A 17,243-nucleotide genomic window follows, 5' to 3' on the forward strand; every position below is an offset into this window, starting at 1 on the left:
ACGGGTCGGAGCCGGGCCGTCCGATCCGACATCCTCCCGGAGAAAATTCAGCGGCCCCGACGCACCGCGCGGTGGCCGGGGGAGCCGACGTCGAGCGAGGCCCGGTCGGCGGCCGAGGTGCCCGAGGCCCAGCCCTCGGCGTCGCGTACCTGGAGCCGGTGCCGGGTGACGCCGGGAAAGAGCTGGTCGACGCGTTCCCGGACGGCGTCCGAGCGGGCGGCGAGCACGGGGAGCAGCCGGTCGTCGCCACGCTCCTCGGCCGCTGCCCGGTCCGCCGCCGAGGTGGCCGCCCGCAGCCGCTCCCCGATCCGTAGCGCGAACGCGTTGAGGAACGACTCGTCGTACCCCTTGGTACGCCGCCCACCGCCCGTACGGCGTTCGCCCCGGCCGCTGTCCGTACGACGTTCGCCCCGGCCGCTGTCCGTACGGCGTTCGCCCCGGCCGCGCAGCATCGCCGTGGTGGCCTGCACCAGCAGCGAGGTGTGCAGCAGCTCGACCGCCGCCAGGTCGGCGGGGAAGCCGAGCACGGTGGCGAAGCCGAGGTCGTCGGACCAGACCGATTCGCACCGGTTCGCCGCCGCCACCTCCTGGATCAGCAGCGCCTTCGCCGCCGCGTACGGGGCGTCGGTGCCGAGCCGGACGCCGCTCGGCTGGTCCGGTCGTTCGGCGGTCGCGTCGAGCAGCGCCGCGTCGATGCTGTGCCGGGCCATCAGCTCCTGCGCCTTCCCGGTGAGCGCCTCCGCCTCGGCCGCGAAGGTGGTCGACTCGGCCTTGGCCAGCAGCGCGCGTACCCGGTCCAGCATCCGCGACCCGCCGGCCGGGGCGGTGGCGCGCGGGGCGGCGGCCGGGCCGCCGGGCGGCGGGCGGAGCACCGCGATCGGCGGCAGCCCTTCGACCAGCGCGAGCGCGTCGACGGCGTCCCGCAGCCCGGTGATCCGGTCGCCGCCGGCCAACCGGTTCAGCCAGCCGGCGTCGCCGTCCCAGCGCGCGCCGAGTTCGGCGAGCTGGTCCGCGAACCACGGTGGGACCGGGCCGGGCTGCTCCCGGCGCTGGGCGGCCAGCACGTCGCGGAGCAGCCGTACGCCGCGCGCCGTCAGCCGCCGGGTCGCGATCCGGTCCAGGTCGACCGGCTGCCAGCCCCGAGGCCAGAGCCGTCCCACGCCGCGGACCAGGCGGGCGAGCAGCGCCGCGTCCACCGCCGGGCCGTCGCCGACCACGAGCCGGTCGAGGGCGCGTTCGGTCTGGCGTACGTCGGTGCCGCGGGTGGCCGCGAGGGCGTCGGCGAGCAGTTGTTCGGCGTCCGGCACGGTCCCTCCTCTCCTCGGCGTCGTCCGGCGGCATGCCGCGTGCGGCAGGTCGGGCCGTCGCGTCGGTGGGACGGCGCCTGGTGCCGCAACCCGTCCGGCCCCAGGAACGGTACCGAGAGGCCCCGGCCCCGCCTGCTGCTGGTCGAGAACGACCGCGCCGGGCGGGTTATTCGGCGGCAGGGCGGGCCGCGTCGAGGAGGAGTTCCACCAGACCGCGCGCGGCGTGGGCGGGATGGGCGTCGGGGCGGGTCACCGCGTGGGCGAGCACCCCGTCGATCAGCACGAGCAGCTGGTCGGCGGCGAGGTCCGGATCGGGGTGGCCGTACCGGACCAGTTCGTCGGCGAAAAGTTGGTGGAGCCAGTCCTTGTACGCCCGGATCTCGGCGTGCGCCGGGTGCGCCGGGTCGGTCAGCGTCAGCTCGGCGGCGGTGTAGCGGCAGCCACGGAAGGTGGGGCTGGCGGTGGTCATCTCCAGCTCGTCGAAGACGGCCAGGATCCGTTCCCGGGGGTCGTCGCCACCCCGCCGCATCGCCTCCTGATAGCGGCCCGGCACCGTCGACGTACGCAGTACCTCGGCGACCAGCCCGTCCTTGCCGCCGAAATGCTGGTAGAGCGAGCGGCGGGCGACGTCGGCCTGCTTAAGGATCGCGTCGACGCCGACGTGCACCCCCTCGCGGTAGGTGAGGTCGCGGGCGGCGGCGAGGAGGCGTTCCCGGGGGCCGGGTCGGTCGGTCATGGCGCCGATTCTGGCACGGGACTTGACGGTAGAACAACCAGTCGATCTAATCCTCGGCATGAGTAGATCGAACGTTCTATCTCCATCGGCGGACATGGTGTCGCCCGCGGCCCTGCCGACCGTGCTGGCCGGGATCTTCATGACCATCCTTGACTTCTTCATAGTCAATGTGGCGATCCCCAGCACCCAGCGGGATCTGCACGCCAGCGCCGCCCAGATCCAGTGGGTGGTCGCCGGCTATGGCCTGGCCTACGGATCGGGGCTCATCCTCGGTGGCCGGCTGGGCGACCTGGCCGGCCGGCGTCGGGTGTTCACCGTCGGGCTCGCCCTGTTCACCCTCGCGTCGGTGGCCTGCGGGCTCGCCCCCAACGCCGGCACGCTGATCGCCGCGCGGGTCGCCCAGGGGGCCTCGGCGGCGCTGCTCGCCCCGCAGGTGCTGGCACTCCTCCGCACTACCTATCAGGGCGCCGCCCAGGTGCGGGCGATCAACGCCTACGCCCTGACGATGGGGCTGGCCGCGGTGTTCGGGCAGCTCATCGGGGGGCTGCTCATCCACGCCGACCTGTTCGGTCTGGGCTGGCGGGCCTGCTTCCTGATCAATGTCCCGATCGGTGCGGCCGCGCTCGCGCTGGTCCGCCGAGTGGTGCCGGAAAGCCGGGGCGCGGCCGGCGTACGCCTCGACGGGGGCGGCGCGCTGCTGGTGACCGCCGCGCTGGTCGGGATTCTGCTGCCGCTTATCGAGGGCCGCGAGCAGGGCTGGCCGTGGTGGACCTGGCTCTCGTTCGCCCTCGCCGGGGCGCTCCTCGTCGCGTACGTCCGGCGCCGGCACGACCAGCCGCTGATCGACCCGGCGCTCTTCCGCGAGCGGGCCTTCTCCGCCGGTCTGCTCACCCAGCTCGCCTTCACCATGGGGATGGCCGCGTACTTCCTGATCTTCGCCCTCTACGCGCAGCAGGGCCGCGGCCTGGACGCCCTACGGGCCGGACTCTTCTTCGTGCCGATCGGCGTCGGCTACCTGGGCGCCTCGCTGGCCGCGTCCCGCCTGGTGGCCCGGTACGGCCGACAGGTGATCGCGGCCGGCGGGCTGACCCGGGCCGTGGCGCTGGCCGTGCTGCTCGTCGCCGTGACCGGGCAGTGGCCGGTCGGCTGGCTGGTGCCAGCGCTGCTGGTGGACGGGATCGGAATGGGCCTGGCGCTGGCCCCCATCATGGGCACCGTGCTCGCCCAGGTCGCACCGCGGCACGCGGGCGCGGCCGCAGGCGTGCTGACCACCGCCCAGCAGGTCGGGGCAGCGGTCGGCGTCGGCATCATCGGGATCGTCTTCTTCGGCAGCCTGCGGGACGGGGTGCTCCCCGCGTTTCAGCACGGGCTCTGGTATCTGATCGCGGTCACCGCCGCGATCGCGCTGCTGGTGCAGCTCCTGCCCCGGGCCGCCGAGTCCCGGGCCTGATCGGTCAACGGGGGAACGAGGCCCAGATGTTCTTCGTGCGCTTGGTGGCGTACCAGCCGACCGCCAAGGAGACCGACTGGGCCAGCAGCAGCCCGCGCCCGCCCGAGTCGAGCGGGTGGGTGTCGATCAGTTCGGGGACCGTGCCGAGGTCGTGGTCGGCCACGTCGAGGATGAAACAGTCGTCGGCGGCGAGCAGGGCGACGCTGGTCGGCGGCAGGCCGTGCCGCAGCGCGTTGCTCGCCAGCTCGGTGGCGACGAGGACGACCAGGTGCGGCACCTCGTCCAGGTCCTCGCCCTGAACCAGGCCGTGCCGGGTCAACGCGTCGCGCAGCGAGGACCGCAGCTCGCGTAGCTCCGCGGGCGTGCCGAGACCCCACCGCTCCAACTCGGTGGCCCGTGGCGGCAGCGGCGACGTGCGGAGCTGACCCATGATCCTGCCTTACCCTGCGTGGCTGCCCGCTATGCCGGTCGGGTACATCGCCCTGCCGTTCACCGGCCCGGCGAACCGCGCCGCGGCCGAGTCGCCCCGGTCGTCCGTGGCGGGTGGCGGCAGGCCGGTCCCCGGGGCGGCTCACCGGCTTCGGAGCCGCCCCGGGACGGTCACCTCCGGAGCAGGGCGAAGACTCCCCAACCCAGGTACTCGCGCTGGTAGCGGACGTACCGCAGTGGGTCCTCGGTCAGCTCCCGGCGTAGCTGTCCGGCCAACTCGTCGTCGGGGTTGGCGTCCAGCCAACGGCGCAGGTTGAGCCAGTGCGCCGCCGCGTACCGGTCCCAGCTGTCCTGGTCGGCGAGGACCATCTCCACCAGGTCCCAGCCGCACTCGCCGAAGAGCCGGACCAGCCCGGGCAGGTCCCGGAACTCGTCCCGCGACCGGGCGTGGGAGCCGGCCACGGCCTCCTGGTCGGGCGGGTCACGCCGCCAGTACGGCTCCCCGACCAGGGCCATCCCACCGGGGCGCAGGCCGCGCTCCAGGATTTCCAGGGTGCCGGGCACACCCCCGCCGATCCAGGTGGCGCCGACGCAGGCGGCCAGGTCGACGGCCTCCTCGGGTACGTACGTCGCGGCGTCGCCGTGCACGAACCGGACCCGGTCCGCGACACCCAGCTCGGCGGCGCGTTCCCGGGCCGCCGCGGTGAAGGCGGTGCTGATGTCCACCCCGGTGCCGGTCACGCCGTGATCCCGGGCCCAGGCGCAGAGCAGCTCGCCCTTGCCACTGCACAGGTCGAGGATCGACGTGCCGGGGGCGAGCTTGATCGCCCGGCCCAGGGTGGCCAGCTTGCCGGCGTCGAACGGGTTGAGGATCCGGAGGTCGCCCTCGCGGATGGTGAAGCTACGTGGCAGATCCAATGTCGTCACTCCAGAAGGTGGGTCCGTGGGACAGGTCGACTCGGTTCATCGCGCTGAGCACGGGCACCAGAACACCCTCTTTCACATCCTCGAAGTCACCTCGCGAGGCTAACGGTCGGTCCAGGTGTCCTCAATCGGAATCTCCCGGTGGGCTGGCCTGGGCTGCCGCCCCTCGCGCCGCAGCCGGTAGCCAGGGCGCGGCCGCGATCAGGGCGCGGGCCTGAGCGGGCGAGAACACCCCCGGCGCGGGTTCACCCCTACCGCACGGCCCGTCCGATTCGCCCGGGTTTTTGATCCAGAGCAGCGCGGCCACCCGGTCCAGCCTCGGTTCCGTGGTCGGTGGCTGGCCGAGGGCCTGCGGGGAGGCGTTGCACCACTGGTCGCCCGGCGGGGCGGCCAGGCCGTTGCGGGAGGTGTCGATGACCATCTCCCGGCCCCCGACCAGGTCCGACACCCGCCGCCCCCAGCGATGGCTGTCGGCGGTCGACTGCCGGTTGGCCACGTTCACCGAGAAGCCCTCCGCCCGGGCGATGCCGGAGCGGTGCAGGCGTTCGGCGGTCTCCTCGGCAGCACGCCAGTGCGGGTGCCCCGCGTCCAGGTAGACGTGGTGTCCCGCGTCGGCGAGGGTACGGGTGGCCTCGGCGAGCATGCGTGCCCGGGCGTCGTCGAAGCACTCGGCGGCCACCCCGTCCGGCTCCAGGATGACGGCGGCCCGGCTGTCCCCGAGCACCTCCGTGACCCGTCGGACGAACCGGGCGTACGCGGCCGGGCCGCTGGCGCCGCCGCCGTCCGGACCGGCGCAGTCCAGGTTCGGAATGTGGTAGATGACCACCACCGGGAGCGCCTTCCGGGCCCGGGCGGCGGCGAGGTACGGGCGCAGGTCGGCCAGGTCCTCCGGGCCGGTCAGCCAGTGGGCCTGCGGGGTTCGGGCGATGGGGTCCAGCCAGGCGGCGTGGTGGTCGTCACGCCAGTGCGCCGCCGGGCTGTCGGTGTCCACGAGCAGGGTCGCGCCTCGGAAGGGGTGCCGCAGTGGTGCGTACTCCGCGTCGCTGCCACCGCACCCGGTGAGGGCGGTGAGGAGTACGGCGGTCAGGGTGGCGGCGAGCCGGACGCGGTGCACCCGACCACCGTAGGCGCGGCGCGCCACCGCCCGCGTCCGGTGGGTGACCCACACGGGCGGCGACCCGGAGGTGTCGGCCGTACGGATATCCGCTGTGGTCGATATCACGTTAGCGTCTCGGCACGCCGGCCGTCCCGCCGGCGCTCCGACGGGAGAACGCCATGAAGACACCGTGGAAAGCCGCCGCCACCCTCACCGCGGCCCTCCTCCTGGCCCTGCCGGGCGGCACCGCCGCCCGGGCGGCCGGCACGCCGTACACCAAGACCCCGGTCTCCGGCTCGCTCAGCACCTACCACGTCTCCGGCGTGTACGTCGCCGGGGTCTCCTCCGGCGGGTACCTGGCCACCCAGCTCCAGGTCGCGTACTCGGCGCGGATCCGGGGCGCGGCCGTCTTCGCCGCCGGCCCGTACTACTGCGCGCAGAACAACGTCGCCCAGGCGCTCTACGGCTGCGGCGACAACATCTACCCGACGTACGTGTCCACCCTGGAGAACTACACCCGCACCTGGGCGGCGTACGGCTGGGTCGACGGCACCGGCAACCTCTCCGGCCAGCCGGTGTACGTCTACCACGGTGGCAACGACAACACCGTGAAGAAGTCGGTCACCGATGACCTGGTCCGCTACTACCAGGATTTCGGCGCCAGCGTCCGGTACGACTCCGGCAGCGCCGCCGGCCACGCCTGGGTCACCCCGTACGGCACGGCCGGCTGCACGGCGACCGCCTCACCGTTCCTCAACGACTGCGGCACCGACCCGCAGGGCGCCTTCCTCGGCAAGCTGCTCGGCGGGGTCTCCGCGCCGAACACCGGCCCGCTCGGCGGCACGCTCATCCGCTACAGCCAGGACAGCTTCGCGGTCAACGGCTGGGCCAACGGGCTGAGCATGGACGCCAGTGGATTCGCGTACGTCCCGAGCGCCTGCGCGGCCGGCCAGACCTGCCGCCTGCTGGTCGCCCTGCACGGCTGCGCCCAGGGGTACGCCAAGGTCGGCACCGCCTTCGTGGACCGGGCCAACCTCAACCAGTACGCCGACACCAACCGGCTGATCGTGCTCTATCCGCAGGCGATCGCGACCGGGGCGAATCCGAACGGCTGCTGGGACTGGTGGGGCTACCTCGGCGCCACCAACTATCCGATCAAGGGCGGTGCCCAGATCGAGACGATCATGAACATGGTCCGCCGGCTGGGCGGCTGACGGACCGCCGGCAGGACCACCACGTACAGATCCTTCCGGTGCCGACCCGGGCGGCGGTGCCGTCCGGGTCGGCGGCGTGACCTCGCGCCGGACGGGCACTGCGGCGGCGTCCGTGAAGAACGCGTCAAGAAACCGGGCGGCGTCGTCACGGTCGCGTTATGACCCCTGTCCGTGCGGCGGGCACCGCGTTGTGATTGCCCGGCGCGGCCGGAAGGCGGTCGCGGAGACATCTCCGGTTAAGGGGAGTCAGCCGTGTCTGACGTGGTGTTCGTGCTGGTGACGGTGGTGCTGTTCGCGGCCCTTGCCCTCCTGGTCCGGGGGGTGGAGAAGCTGTGAGCGCGGTGAACGCCGCCGGTCTGGTGCTGGCGATCGGCCTGGGCGTGCTCATGGTCGTCGCCCTGCTCTTCCCCGAGCGGTTCTGATGGGTACGACGGCCGCCGGCACCCTTTTCGTGCTGTCGCTGGTCGTGGCGCTGGTCGCCGCGTACCGGCCGTTGGGTGACCACCTCCACCGGGTGGTCACCGGGACCCGGCACACCCGGGTCGAGCGGGCGATCTACCGCCTGGTCGGGGTGAACGCCGCCGCCGGGCAGCCCTGGGGGGTGTACGCCCGCGCCGTGCTCGCCTTCTCCGCGGTCTCGGTCCTGTTCCTGTACGCCCTCCAGCGTGTGCAGGACCACCTGCCACTGAGCCTCGGCTTCGACGCGGTGGCCCCGCACGGTGCCTGGAACACCGCGGTCTCGTTCGTGACCAACACGAACTGGCAGTGGTACCCGGGTGAGTCGACCATGGGCCATCTGGTGCAGATGGCCGGGCTGGCGGTGCAGAACTTCGTCTCGGCGGCGGTCGGCATCGCGGTGGCGGTGGCCCTGGTACGCGGGTTCGCCCGCAGCCGCAGCGGCGAGCTGGGCAACTTCTGGGTCGACCTGACCCGGATCACCCTGCGCGTGCTGCTGCCGATCGCCGTGCTCGGCGCGCTCGTGCTGATGCTCGGCGGCGTGGTGCAGAACCTCTCCGACGGCACCGCCGTCACCACCCTGACCGGCGGTACGCAAACGATCACCGGCGGCCCGGTGGCCAGCCAGGAGGTCATCAAGGAACTGGGCACCAACGGCGGCGGCTTCTACAACGCCAACAGCGCCCACCCGTTCGAGAACCCGACGGCCTGGACCAACTGGCTGGAGATCTTCCTGATTTTGGTCATCCCGTTCAGCCTGCCCCGGGTCTTCGGCCGGATGGTCGGCCAGCACCGCCAGGGGTACGCGATCGCCGCGGTGATGGCGATCCTCGCGCTGGCCGGCGTCACCCTCACCAACGTCTTCGAGCTGTCCGCCCACGGCACGGTCCCGCAAGCGGTCGGGGCGGCGCTGGAGGGCAAGGAGGTCCGGTTCGGCGGGTCGAACTCGGCCACCTTCGCCGCCGCCACCACGCTCACCTCGACCGGGGCGGTGAACTCGTCCCACGACTCGTACACGGCTCTCGGCGGGATGACGCCGATCGTCAACATGATGCTCGGCGAGGTGGCCCCGGGCGGGGTCGGCTCCGGTCTCTACGGCCTGCTGATCCTCGCGGTGGTCACCGTCTTCGTCGCCGGCCTGATGGTGGGCCGCACCCCGGAGTACGTGGGCAAGAAGATCGGCGCCCGCGAGATCAAGCTCGCGTCGCTGTACTTCCTGACCACCCCGACCCTGGTGCTGGTCGGTACGGCGACCGCCTTCGCCACCGGCCACCACGCGACGGCGTTGAACGTCGGCCCGCACGGCCTGTCCGAGGTGCTGTACGCCTTCACCTCGGCGAGCAACAACAACGGCTCCGCGTTCGCCGGCATCACGGTGAACACGCCGTGGTGGAACACCGCGCTCGGGCTGTGCATGCTGCTCGGCCGGTTCCTGCCGATCGTGTTCGTGCTCGCCCTGGCCGGTTCGCTGGCCCGGCAGCAGCCCACGCCCGCCTCCGAGGGCACCCTGCCGACCCACCGGCCGCTCTTCGTCGGGATGGTCGTCGGCGTCACGGTGATCCTCGTGGCGCTGACCTTCCTGCCCGCGCTCGCGCTCGGCCCCCTGGCCGAGGGGCTGTGATCCCCATGAGGAACGAGGACATGTCCGTCACGTCTGTGACACCAGGCACCGGCGAGCAGCCGGTCGCCGGCACTCCCGCCACCCGGGGCGACCGGGTCGGCGGGGGACTGCTCGACCCGAGGCAGCTCGTCCGGTCCCTGCCGGAGGCGGTGCGCAAGCTCGATCCCCGTACGCTCTGGCGTAACCCGGTGATGCTGGTCGTGGAGGTCGGCGCGCTCTTCACCACCGTGCTCGCGGTCACCGGTCCGTCGGTGTTCGCCTGGGCTGTCACGGTCTGGCTGTGGCTCACCGTGCTCTTCGCCAACCTGGCCGAGGCGGTCGCCGAGGGGCGGGGCAAGGCCCAGGCCGCCACGCTGCGACAGGCGAAGAAGGACACCGTCGCCACCCGACTGATCGGCTGGACCCCGGGCGCCGCGGCGAACCGCTACCGCGACGAGGCGGTGCCCGCCCCGGAGCTGAGGCAGGGCGACATCGTCCTGGTCGAGGCGGGCGGGATCATTCCCGGTGACGGGGACGTGGTCGAGGGCATCGCCAGCGTCGACGAGTCCGCCATCACCGGCGAGTCCGCCCCGGTGATCCGGGAGTCCGGCGGGGACCGCAGCGCGGTCACCGGCGGCACCCGGGTGCTCTCCGACCGGATCGTCGTGAAGATCACCCAGCGGCCGGGGGAGAGCTTCATCGACCGGATGATCGCCCTGGTCGAGGGCGCGAACCGGCAGAAGACCCCGAACGAGATCGCGCTGAACATCCTGCTGGCCGCGCTCACCGTCGTCTTCCTGCTGGCGGTCGTCACGCTCCAGCCGCTGGCGATCTTCTCGAAGGGTTGGCAGGCGGCAGCCCCCGACACCGGCGCGATCAGCGACGCCGGCGTCGCCGGAGTGGTGCTGGCGTCGCTGCTCGTCTGCCTGATCCCGACCACCATCGGGGCGCTGCTCTCGGCGATCGGCATCGCCGGCATGGACCGCCTGGTGCAGCGCAACGTCCTGGCCATGAGCGGCCGGGCCGTCGAGGCGGCCGGTGACGTGAACACCCTGCTGCTGGACAAGACCGGCACGATCACCCTGGGCAACCGGCAGGCCGCCGAGTTCCTCCCGGTCGACGGGGTGGACGCGGCCACGGTCGCCGACGCGGCGCAGCTGTCCAGCCTCGCCGACGAGACCCCCGAGGGCCGGTCGGTGGTCGTCCTGGCCAAGAACGAGTTCGGCCTGCGCGAGCGCGAGCCGGGTCTCATGCCGCACGCCTCCTTCGTGCCGTTCACCGCGCAGACCCGGATGAGCGGCGTCGACCTAGCGCCCGACACCGCCACGTCCGCGCCGGGCCGGCGGATCCGCAAGGGGGCCGCCGCCGCGGTGATGAAGTGGGTACGTGAGCACGGCGGCCACCCCACCGAGGAGGTGGGCCAACTCGTCGACGAGATCAGCGGGATCGGCGGCACGCCGCTGGTGGTGGCCGAGCACGTCGACGGCGAACCGGCCCGCGCGCTCGGCGTCATCCATCTGAAGGACGTGGTCAAGTCCGGGATGCGTGAGCGCTTCGACGAGATGCGCCGGATGGGCATCCGGACCGTCATGATCACCGGCGACAACCCGCGTACGGCGAGGGCGATCGCGGACGAGGCCGGGGTGGACGACTTTCTCGCCGAGGCAACCCCGGAGGACAAGCTCGCCCTGATCAAGAAGGAGCAGGAGGGCGGCCGGCTGGTCGCGATGACCGGCGACGGCACCAACGACGCTCCGGCGCTCGCCCAGGCCGACGTCGGCGTGGCGATGAACACCGGCACGTCGGCGGCCAAGGAGGCCGGCAACATGGTCGACCTCGACTCCGATCCGACCAAGCTGATCGAGATCGTGGAGATCGGCAAGCAGTTGCTGATCACCCGGGGCGCGCTGACCACGTTCAGCATCGCGAACGACATCGCGAAGTACTTCGCGATCATCCCAGCCATGTTCGCCGGGATCTACCCGAGTCTGGACGCGCTGAACGTCATGCGGCTGGCCAGCCCGGAGTCGGCGATTCTGTCGGCCGTCATCTTCAACGCGATCGTCATCGTCGCGCTGATCCCGTTGGCCCTGCGTGGCGTGCGCTACCGGCCGGCCAGCGCGTCGAAGCTGCTCAGCCGCAACCTGCTGGCCTACGGCCTGGGCGGCATCGTGGTGCCGTTCCTCGGCATCAAGCTCATCGACCTGCTCGTCCAGTTCGTTTCGGGGATCTCGTGATGCGCCTTCCTTCCTGGCTCACCCAACACCTGGCCGCGCTGCGTGCGCTGCTCGTGTTCACCGTCCTGCTCGGACTGGCGTACCCCCTCGCCCTGGTCGCCGTGGGCCGGCTCCCGGGCCTCGCCGACCGGGCGGACGGCTCGCTGGTCGGCGTCGACGGCCGGCTCGTGGGCAGCTCCCTGATCGGCCAGTCGTTCACCGACGCCGATGGCAGGCCCGTACCGCGCTATTTCCAGTCCCGGCCGTCGGCGGCCGGCGACGGCTACGACCCCACCGCCACCGGGGCCAGCAACCTGGGCCCGGAGAGCGTGGTCGACACCATCGCCACCGACCCGGCGGAGTCCACGCCGAGCCTGCTCACCCAGGTCTGCGCCCGGAGCAAGGCCATCGGCGAGCTCGACGGCGTCGACGGACGGCGACCGTACTGCACCGCGGACGGGGTCGGCGCGGTGCTCGCCGTGTTCCACCGCGACGGGCTGACCGGCCCGGTCACCCGGGTGGTCAGTGTCAACCAGGTCGCCCCCGCCACCCCGTTCGTCGCCACCTGGCACGGCGTGCCGGTGGAACTGGCGAAGCCGGGCGAGGACCAGGTCGCGGCCGGCGGCGTCATCACCCCGGTCCGGGGCGACGCCCCCGCCACGCCGGCCGTGCCCGCCGACGCGGTCACCGCCGGCGGCAGCGGCCTCGACCCACACATCAGCCCGGCGTACGCGGAGATCCAGGTAACCCGGGTGGCGCGCGAACGGGGCGCGGATCCGGCCGTGATCCGGCGCCTGGTGTCCGAGCACACCACCGGTCGGGCGCTCGGCTTCATGGGCGAGCCCACGGTCGACGTGCTCGCCCTCAACCTCGCGCTCGACCGGCAGTTCCCCGCTCGCTGACCGGGGGTGTTAAGAAGGGGCCCCTTCACCTCGCCAGGCGTTAACAGGGGGCCCCTCCTTCGGAGAGGATGGTGTTCGTGCCGAGGGGTGAACTGCGTATCTATCTCGGGGCCGCCCCGGGCGTCGGCAAGACGTACGCGATGCTGGAGGAGGCCCAGCGGCGGGCCGAGCGCGGCACCGACGTGGTGATCGGCCTGGTGGAGAGCCACGGGCGGCCGCACACGGCGGCGATGATCGGTGACCTGGAGGTGGTGCCGCGCCGCGCGATCACGTACCGCGGCGGCGGGTTCACCGAGATGGACCTCGACGCGGTCCTGGCCCGCCGCCCCGAGGTCGCCGTGGTCGACGAGCTGGCGCACACCAACGTGCCCGGCTCCGGGCACGACAAGCGCTGGCAGGACATCCAGGAACTGCTCGACGCCGGCATCAGCGTGCTGTCGACGGTCAACATCCAGCATCTCGAGTCGCTCAATGACGTCGTGGCGCAGATCACCGGCATCACCCAGCGGGAGACCGTCCCCGACCAGGTCGTCCGCGCCGCCGAGCAGGTCGAGCTGATCGACATGACCCCGGAGGCGCTACGCCGCCGGATGGCCCACGGCAACATCTACCGCCCCGACCGGATCGACGCCGCGCTGGGCAACTACTTCCGGGTCGGCAACCTCACCGCCCTGCGCGAGCTGGCGTTGCTCTGGTTGGCCGGCAAGGTCGACGAGCAGCTCGACGCGTACCGGGCGCAGCACGGCATCTCCGCCACCTGGGAGGCCCGGGAACGGGTGGTGGTCGCGCTCACCGGCGGGCCGGAGGGCGAGACGCTGATCCGGCGGGCGGCCCGGATCGCCGCCCGCAGCAAGGGCGCCGACCTGCTCGCCGTGCACGTGGCGCGCAGCGACGGGCTGGCCGGGGCGGACCCGGCCCGGCTCGCCCGGCAGCGGGTGCTGGTGGAGAGCCTCGGCGGGACGTACCACCAGGTGCTCGGCGGCGACATCCCGGCCGCCCTGCTGGACTTCGCCCGCGGTGTCAACGCCACCCAACTGGTGCTCGGCGCCAGCCGACGGGGGCGTTTCGCCCAACTGCTGTCACGGGGCGTCGGAGTGACCACCACCGCGCTCTCCGGGCCGATCGACGTACACCTGGTCACCCATGCCGAGGCCGGGCGCGGCCGGCGGGCGGCCAGGGTGCCGGCCGCGCTCTCCCGGCGGCGCCGGTTGCTCGGGTACGCGCTCGCGGCGCTCGGCATGCCACTGCTGACCGTTCTGCTGGCGGCGCTGCCCGACCTCACCCTGACCAACGACATCCTGCTCTTCCTCGCCGGTGTCGTCGGGGTGGCGCTGGTCGGCGGGCTGTGGCCGGCCCTGGTCGCCGCACTCGGCGGCTCGCTGTTGCTGAACTGGTTCTTCACTCCGCCCTACCACGCGCTGACCATCGCCGAGGCGGACAACCTCCTCGCGCTGGGCGTCTTCGTCGGCGTGGCCATCGCGGTGAGCTGGGTGGTCGACGTGGCGGCCCGGCGTACCCGGGAGGCGGCGCGGGCCTCGGCCGACGCGCAGACCCTGGCCACCGTGGCCGGCGGCGTGCTGCGCGGCGAACGACCGCTGCCGGCGCTGCTGGACCGGCTGCGGGAGACCTTCGCGCTGCGCGCGGTGAGCGTGTTGGAACTGGTCGCCGAGGCCGAGGGGCGACCCGGCCGGGCCCGGGAGGAGGCGGCCTGGCGGGTGGTGGCCGGCGTCGGTGACACGCCACCGGGCAGTCCCAGCGCCGGGGAGACGGCCGTGCCGGTGGACGACCGGCTCACCGTGGTGCTCTCCGGTCGCCGGCTGGAGGCCGCGGACCGGCGGGTGGTCGAGGCGTTCGCCGCGCAGGCCGCCGTCGCGCTGCGCCAGGAACGTCTCGCCGAGGAGGCCGCCACCGCCCGGCCACTCGCCGAGGCCGACCGGCTGCGCACCGCGCTGCTCGCCGCGGTCAGCCACGACCTGCGTACGCCGTTGGCGTCGGCAAAGGCGGCGGTGAGCAGTCTGCGCAGCCACGACGTCGAGTTCGGCGCGGACGACCGCGAGGAGCTGCTGGCCACCGCCGACGAGTCCCTCGACCGGCTCGACCGGCTGGTGGCGAACCTGCTCGACATGAGCCGGCTCCAGGCCGGCGTCCTCGGCGTCACCGCCACGGCGATCGGGCTGGAGGACGTCGTACCCCGGGCGCTGGACGAGCTCGGGCCTGCGGCGGCCGACGTCGCCACCGACATCCCGGCCGACCTGCCGGCCGCCGTGGCCGACCCCGGCCTGCTGGAACGGGTGCTGGTCAACATCGTGGCCAACGCCCTGCGGCACAGCCCGCCCGGGCGGCCGCCCACGATCACCGCCAGCGCGCACGCCGGGCAGGTGGAGCTGCGGGTCATCGACACCGGCCCCGGCATCCCGGAGGACCAGTGGGAGCACGTCTTCCTGCCGTTCCAGCGCCTCGGCGACCGGGACAACCAGACCGGGGTCGGCCTCGGGCTCGCGCTGTCCCGGGGGCTCGCCGAGGCGATGGGTGGCAGCATCACCCCCGAGACCACGCCGGGCGGCGGGCTGACCATGGTGGTGCGGCTGCCAGCCGCCGAGGCTTCGGAAGGGGCACGCGGATGACCCGGATCCTGGTCGTCGACGACGAGCCGCAGATCCTGCGCGCCCTGCGAATCAACCTGCGTGCCCGCGGCTACGACGTGCTCGTCGCCGAGACCGGCGGGGCGGCGCTCAGGGCCGCCGCCGGTCATCCGCCCGACCTGGTGGTGCTCGACCTGGGGCTGCCCGACCTGGACGGCGTCGACGTGATCCGGGGCCTGCGCGGCTGGACCAGCGTGCCGATCATCGTGCTCTCCGGCCGGGCCGGCAGCGAGGACAAGGTCTCCGCCCTCGACGCCGGGGCCGACGATTACGTCACCAAGCCGTTCGGCGTGGACGAGCTGCTCGCCCGGATCCGGGCCGTCACCCGCCGGCTCGGCGGCGTCGCGCCCGGCGCCCCGGCGTTACGGGTCGGCCGGCACACCGTCGACCTCGCCGACCGGACCGTCACTCGGGACGACGGCACCGAGGTCAAGCTCACCCCGACCCAGTGGGCCATGCTGGAGAAGCTGCTGCGCAACCCCGGCAAGCTGGTCAGCCAGCGCCAGCTGCTGCACGACGTGTGGGGCCCCGAATACCACCACGAGACCAACTACCTGCGGCAGTACATGGCCCAGTTGCGGCGCAAGCTGGAGGACGACCCGGCCCGCCCCCGGCACCTGATCACCGAGCCCGGGATGGGTTACCGCTACCGCCCCTGAGTCCCCGGGCGACGCCCGCTGGTCATGCCGTCGGCCGGGCGCCGGTCAGGCCGCCCAGCGGTCTGCGGCACGGGCCGAACCAGGGTACGGCGGCGGCAACAGCCGTAGCCCCGGGGGCTCGGGCTGCTCCTCGGCGGGCAGGTGCCAACGCGGTCCCTCCGGGCGCTCGCGGTGCGCCGGGCCGCCGGGCCGGAGCCGGGGGCGGGACAGCGCGACCACGACCGCGTATCCGGCGAGCAGGAAGCCGTGGCTGACCAGCCGGGTGGTCTCCACCCGCTCGGTGGCCAGATCGTTGACCGAGAGCAGCACCAACGTGCCGACGAACGCCGACAGCATCGGCACCAGCCCGGTCGGCGGGGTGCGCCGCGCCGCGACGAACAGGAATCCGGCGCCGACGGCGACGTTCCAGGCCGCCGACTCGTGCCACAGGTGCCCGGACGCCAACGCGCCGGCCGCCGCGTGGTCGTGGACGCCGGTCACCCCCTGGCCGATCTGGGTCAGGCCGAGGACGACCTGTAGCGCGCCGATCAGGCCGAGCACCGCCCGCAGGGTGAGCACGATCCGGGTCCGGCGCGGAGCCGGAGCCGGCTCCGGCAGCGCGGCGAGGATGACATCGGTGAGGTCGTCGTCGCCGGCCACGGTGACCGACAGCCGCGCCCGGCGGGTCACCGCGGCGGCCCGGTCGTACCAGGCCCGGCAGCCGCCGCACCCGCTCAGGTGGGCCTCCGCGGTCACCCGCTCGGCGGCGGTCTCCTCCCCGTCCAACAGCGCCGACAGCACCTCACGCCACTGTTCACACCCCATGTACCGATAGTCGCTCAGCGAGGGGCTGCGGTTCCCGCCCGGTCGGCCGAGCCGCCGTTTCGGCGCAGGTCACCGGGGATGCGCCCGGTCACCCCGCCGCGTCGCCGCCGCGCCGTGCGCCCCAACCGGGCCGACTCTCGGCGGCCGCGACGAGGTCCTCGCGGGCCCGGGCCACCCGGGAGCGGATGGTGCCGACCGGGCAACCGCACACCTGGGCCGCCTCGGCGTAGGACATGCCGAGCACCTGGGTGGCGACGAACGCCTCGCGCCGCTCCGCCGGCAACGCGGCGATCAACTGCTCCAGCACCACCTGCCGGTCGAAGCCGCCACGGTACGCGTCGGGGGCGTCGTAATCGTCGGCCATCGGCACCGTCCGCGGACGCGCCGTCGCGGCACGTACGTGGTCCACCGCGACCCGGCGGGCGATGGTGAGCAGCCAGGTCCGCGCCGAGGACCGGCCGGCGAACGACGGCAGTGACCGCATCGCGCGCAGGAAGGTCTCCTGGGCCAGGTCCTCGGCCTCGGACGGGGAGGTCAGCGCGGTGAGGAACCGTCGGACCTGCTGCTGTGTCGCGCGGACGAACCGGGCCGCCGCGTCCCGGTCGCCCCGGCCGGCGGCCAACGCCCACGCGGTGAGCTCCGCGTCGTCGTCGGCCATCCGGCACCTCCGCTCGGGCCACCGGCCGGACGTACACCGGCGGCGGACACGACAGGTTGTAGTAGTGACTGGTTGGTAGCGTACCGCAAGCGATGCCCCGCGCTTTTCTTCGTCGTTGCGGTCGACGGGCCGCCCCGGTCCGGTCGGCGA

The 17,243-nt window shown here is 73.3% G+C and carries 15 protein-coding genes; 8 read left to right on the plus strand and 7 right to left on the minus strand.

Annotation, left to right across the window (positions count from 1 at the left end; genetic code table 11):
- Positions 1–47: 47 nt before the first annotated feature.
- On the minus strand, positions 48–1,307 hold the full coding sequence (locus GA0070604_RS02385; protein ID WP_091113432.1) for a DUF2786 domain-containing protein: 1,260 nt from the start codon (positions 1,305–1,307) through the stop codon (positions 48–50).
- 166 nt (positions 1,308–1,473) lie between these two features.
- The gene (locus GA0070604_RS02390) at positions 1,474–2,043 is read right to left on the minus strand and encodes a TetR/AcrR family transcriptional regulator (RefSeq protein WP_091113436.1); all 570 of its coding nucleotides are present in this window, start codon (positions 2,041–2,043) and stop codon (positions 1,474–1,476) included.
- Positions 2,044–2,137: 94 nt separating this feature from the next.
- Here GA0070604_RS02390 and GA0070604_RS02395 point away from each other — a divergent pair, with 94 nt between their 5' ends.
- Entirely contained in the window at positions 2,138–3,493 is a 1,356-nt protein-coding gene (locus GA0070604_RS02395; RefSeq protein ID WP_244161714.1) for an MFS transporter, read from the plus strand.
- A gap of 4 nt (positions 3,494–3,497) precedes the next feature.
- Here GA0070604_RS02395 and GA0070604_RS02400 read toward each other — a convergent pair whose 3' ends face one another.
- From GA0070604_RS02400 to GA0070604_RS02410, 3 genes are all read right to left on the minus strand, one after another.
- A complete protein-coding gene (locus GA0070604_RS02400; protein WP_091113443.1) occupies positions 3,498–3,923 on the minus strand; it encodes an ATP-binding protein in 426 nt (141 codons plus the stop codon).
- A gap of 170 nt (positions 3,924–4,093) precedes the next feature.
- A complete protein-coding gene (locus GA0070604_RS02405) occupies positions 4,094–4,849 on the minus strand; it encodes an SAM-dependent methyltransferase (protein WP_208601961.1) in 756 nt (251 codons plus the stop codon).
- Between the two features lie 121 nt (positions 4,850–4,970).
- Complete coding sequence (locus tag GA0070604_RS02410) at positions 4,971–5,960, minus strand: glycoside hydrolase family 6 protein (protein WP_167363386.1); 990 nt, start codon at positions 5,958–5,960, stop codon at positions 4,971–4,973.
- A gap of 161 nt (positions 5,961–6,121) precedes the next feature.
- Here GA0070604_RS02410 and GA0070604_RS02415 point away from each other — a divergent pair, with 161 nt between their 5' ends.
- The 7 genes from GA0070604_RS02415 (at position 6,122) to GA0070604_RS02445 (ending at position 15,631) form a co-directional block, all read left to right on the plus strand.
- Entirely contained in the window at positions 6,122–7,156 is a 1,035-nt protein-coding gene (locus GA0070604_RS02415) for an extracellular catalytic domain type 2 short-chain-length polyhydroxyalkanoate depolymerase (RefSeq protein WP_091113453.1), read from the plus strand.
- 332 nt (positions 7,157–7,488) lie between these two features.
- Positions 7,489–7,578, plus strand: coding sequence for a potassium-transporting ATPase subunit F (locus GA0070604_RS02420; protein ID WP_091113456.1), 90 nt, complete (start codon positions 7,489–7,491; stop codon positions 7,576–7,578).
- A complete protein-coding gene (kdpA, locus tag GA0070604_RS02425; protein WP_091113459.1) occupies positions 7,578–9,233 on the plus strand; it encodes a potassium-transporting ATPase subunit KdpA in 1,656 nt (551 codons plus the stop codon). Before GA0070604_RS02420 ends, kdpA begins: the two co-directional genes overlap by 1 nt.
- 20 nt (positions 9,234–9,253) lie before the next feature.
- The gene (gene kdpB / locus GA0070604_RS02430) at positions 9,254–11,449 is read left to right on the plus strand and encodes a potassium-transporting ATPase subunit KdpB (protein WP_244161715.1); all 2,196 of its coding nucleotides are present in this window, start codon (positions 9,254–9,256) and stop codon (positions 11,447–11,449) included.
- Positions 11,449–12,330 carry a potassium-transporting ATPase subunit C gene (locus GA0070604_RS02435; protein WP_091113462.1) on the plus strand — a complete coding sequence of 294 codons (882 nt, stop codon included), beginning with the start codon at positions 11,449–11,451 and terminating at the stop codon, positions 12,328–12,330. Before kdpB ends, GA0070604_RS02435 begins: the two co-directional genes overlap by 1 nt.
- Before the next feature lie 77 nt (positions 12,331–12,407).
- Positions 12,408–14,954: a DUF4118 domain-containing protein gene (locus GA0070604_RS02440; RefSeq protein WP_091126852.1), complete on the plus strand. Its 2,547-nt coding sequence runs from the start codon at positions 12,408–12,410 to the stop codon at positions 14,952–14,954.
- Positions 14,951–15,631, plus strand: a complete 681-nt coding sequence (locus tag GA0070604_RS02445; RefSeq protein WP_091113464.1) for a response regulator — start codon at positions 14,951–14,953, stop codon at positions 15,629–15,631. Before GA0070604_RS02440 ends, GA0070604_RS02445 begins: the two co-directional genes overlap by 4 nt.
- Before the next feature lie 45 nt (positions 15,632–15,676).
- Here GA0070604_RS02445 and GA0070604_RS02450 read toward each other — a convergent pair whose 3' ends face one another.
- Positions 15,677–16,435 (minus strand): zf-HC2 domain-containing protein, encoded by a 759-nt coding sequence (locus GA0070604_RS02450; protein WP_091113466.1) that lies wholly within the window; start codon positions 16,433–16,435, stop codon positions 15,677–15,679.
- 88 nt (positions 16,436–16,523) lie between these two features.
- Positions 16,524–17,093, minus strand: a complete 570-nt coding sequence (locus GA0070604_RS02455) for a sigma-70 family RNA polymerase sigma factor (protein ID WP_091113470.1) — start codon at positions 17,091–17,093, stop codon at positions 16,524–16,526.
- Between the last annotated feature and the right edge of the window lie 150 nt (positions 17,094–17,243).

It is taken from the genome of Micromonospora eburnea (assembly GCF_900090225.1).
In the GTDB taxonomy this organism is placed as follows: domain Bacteria; phylum Actinomycetota; class Actinomycetes; order Mycobacteriales; family Micromonosporaceae; genus Micromonospora; species Micromonospora eburnea.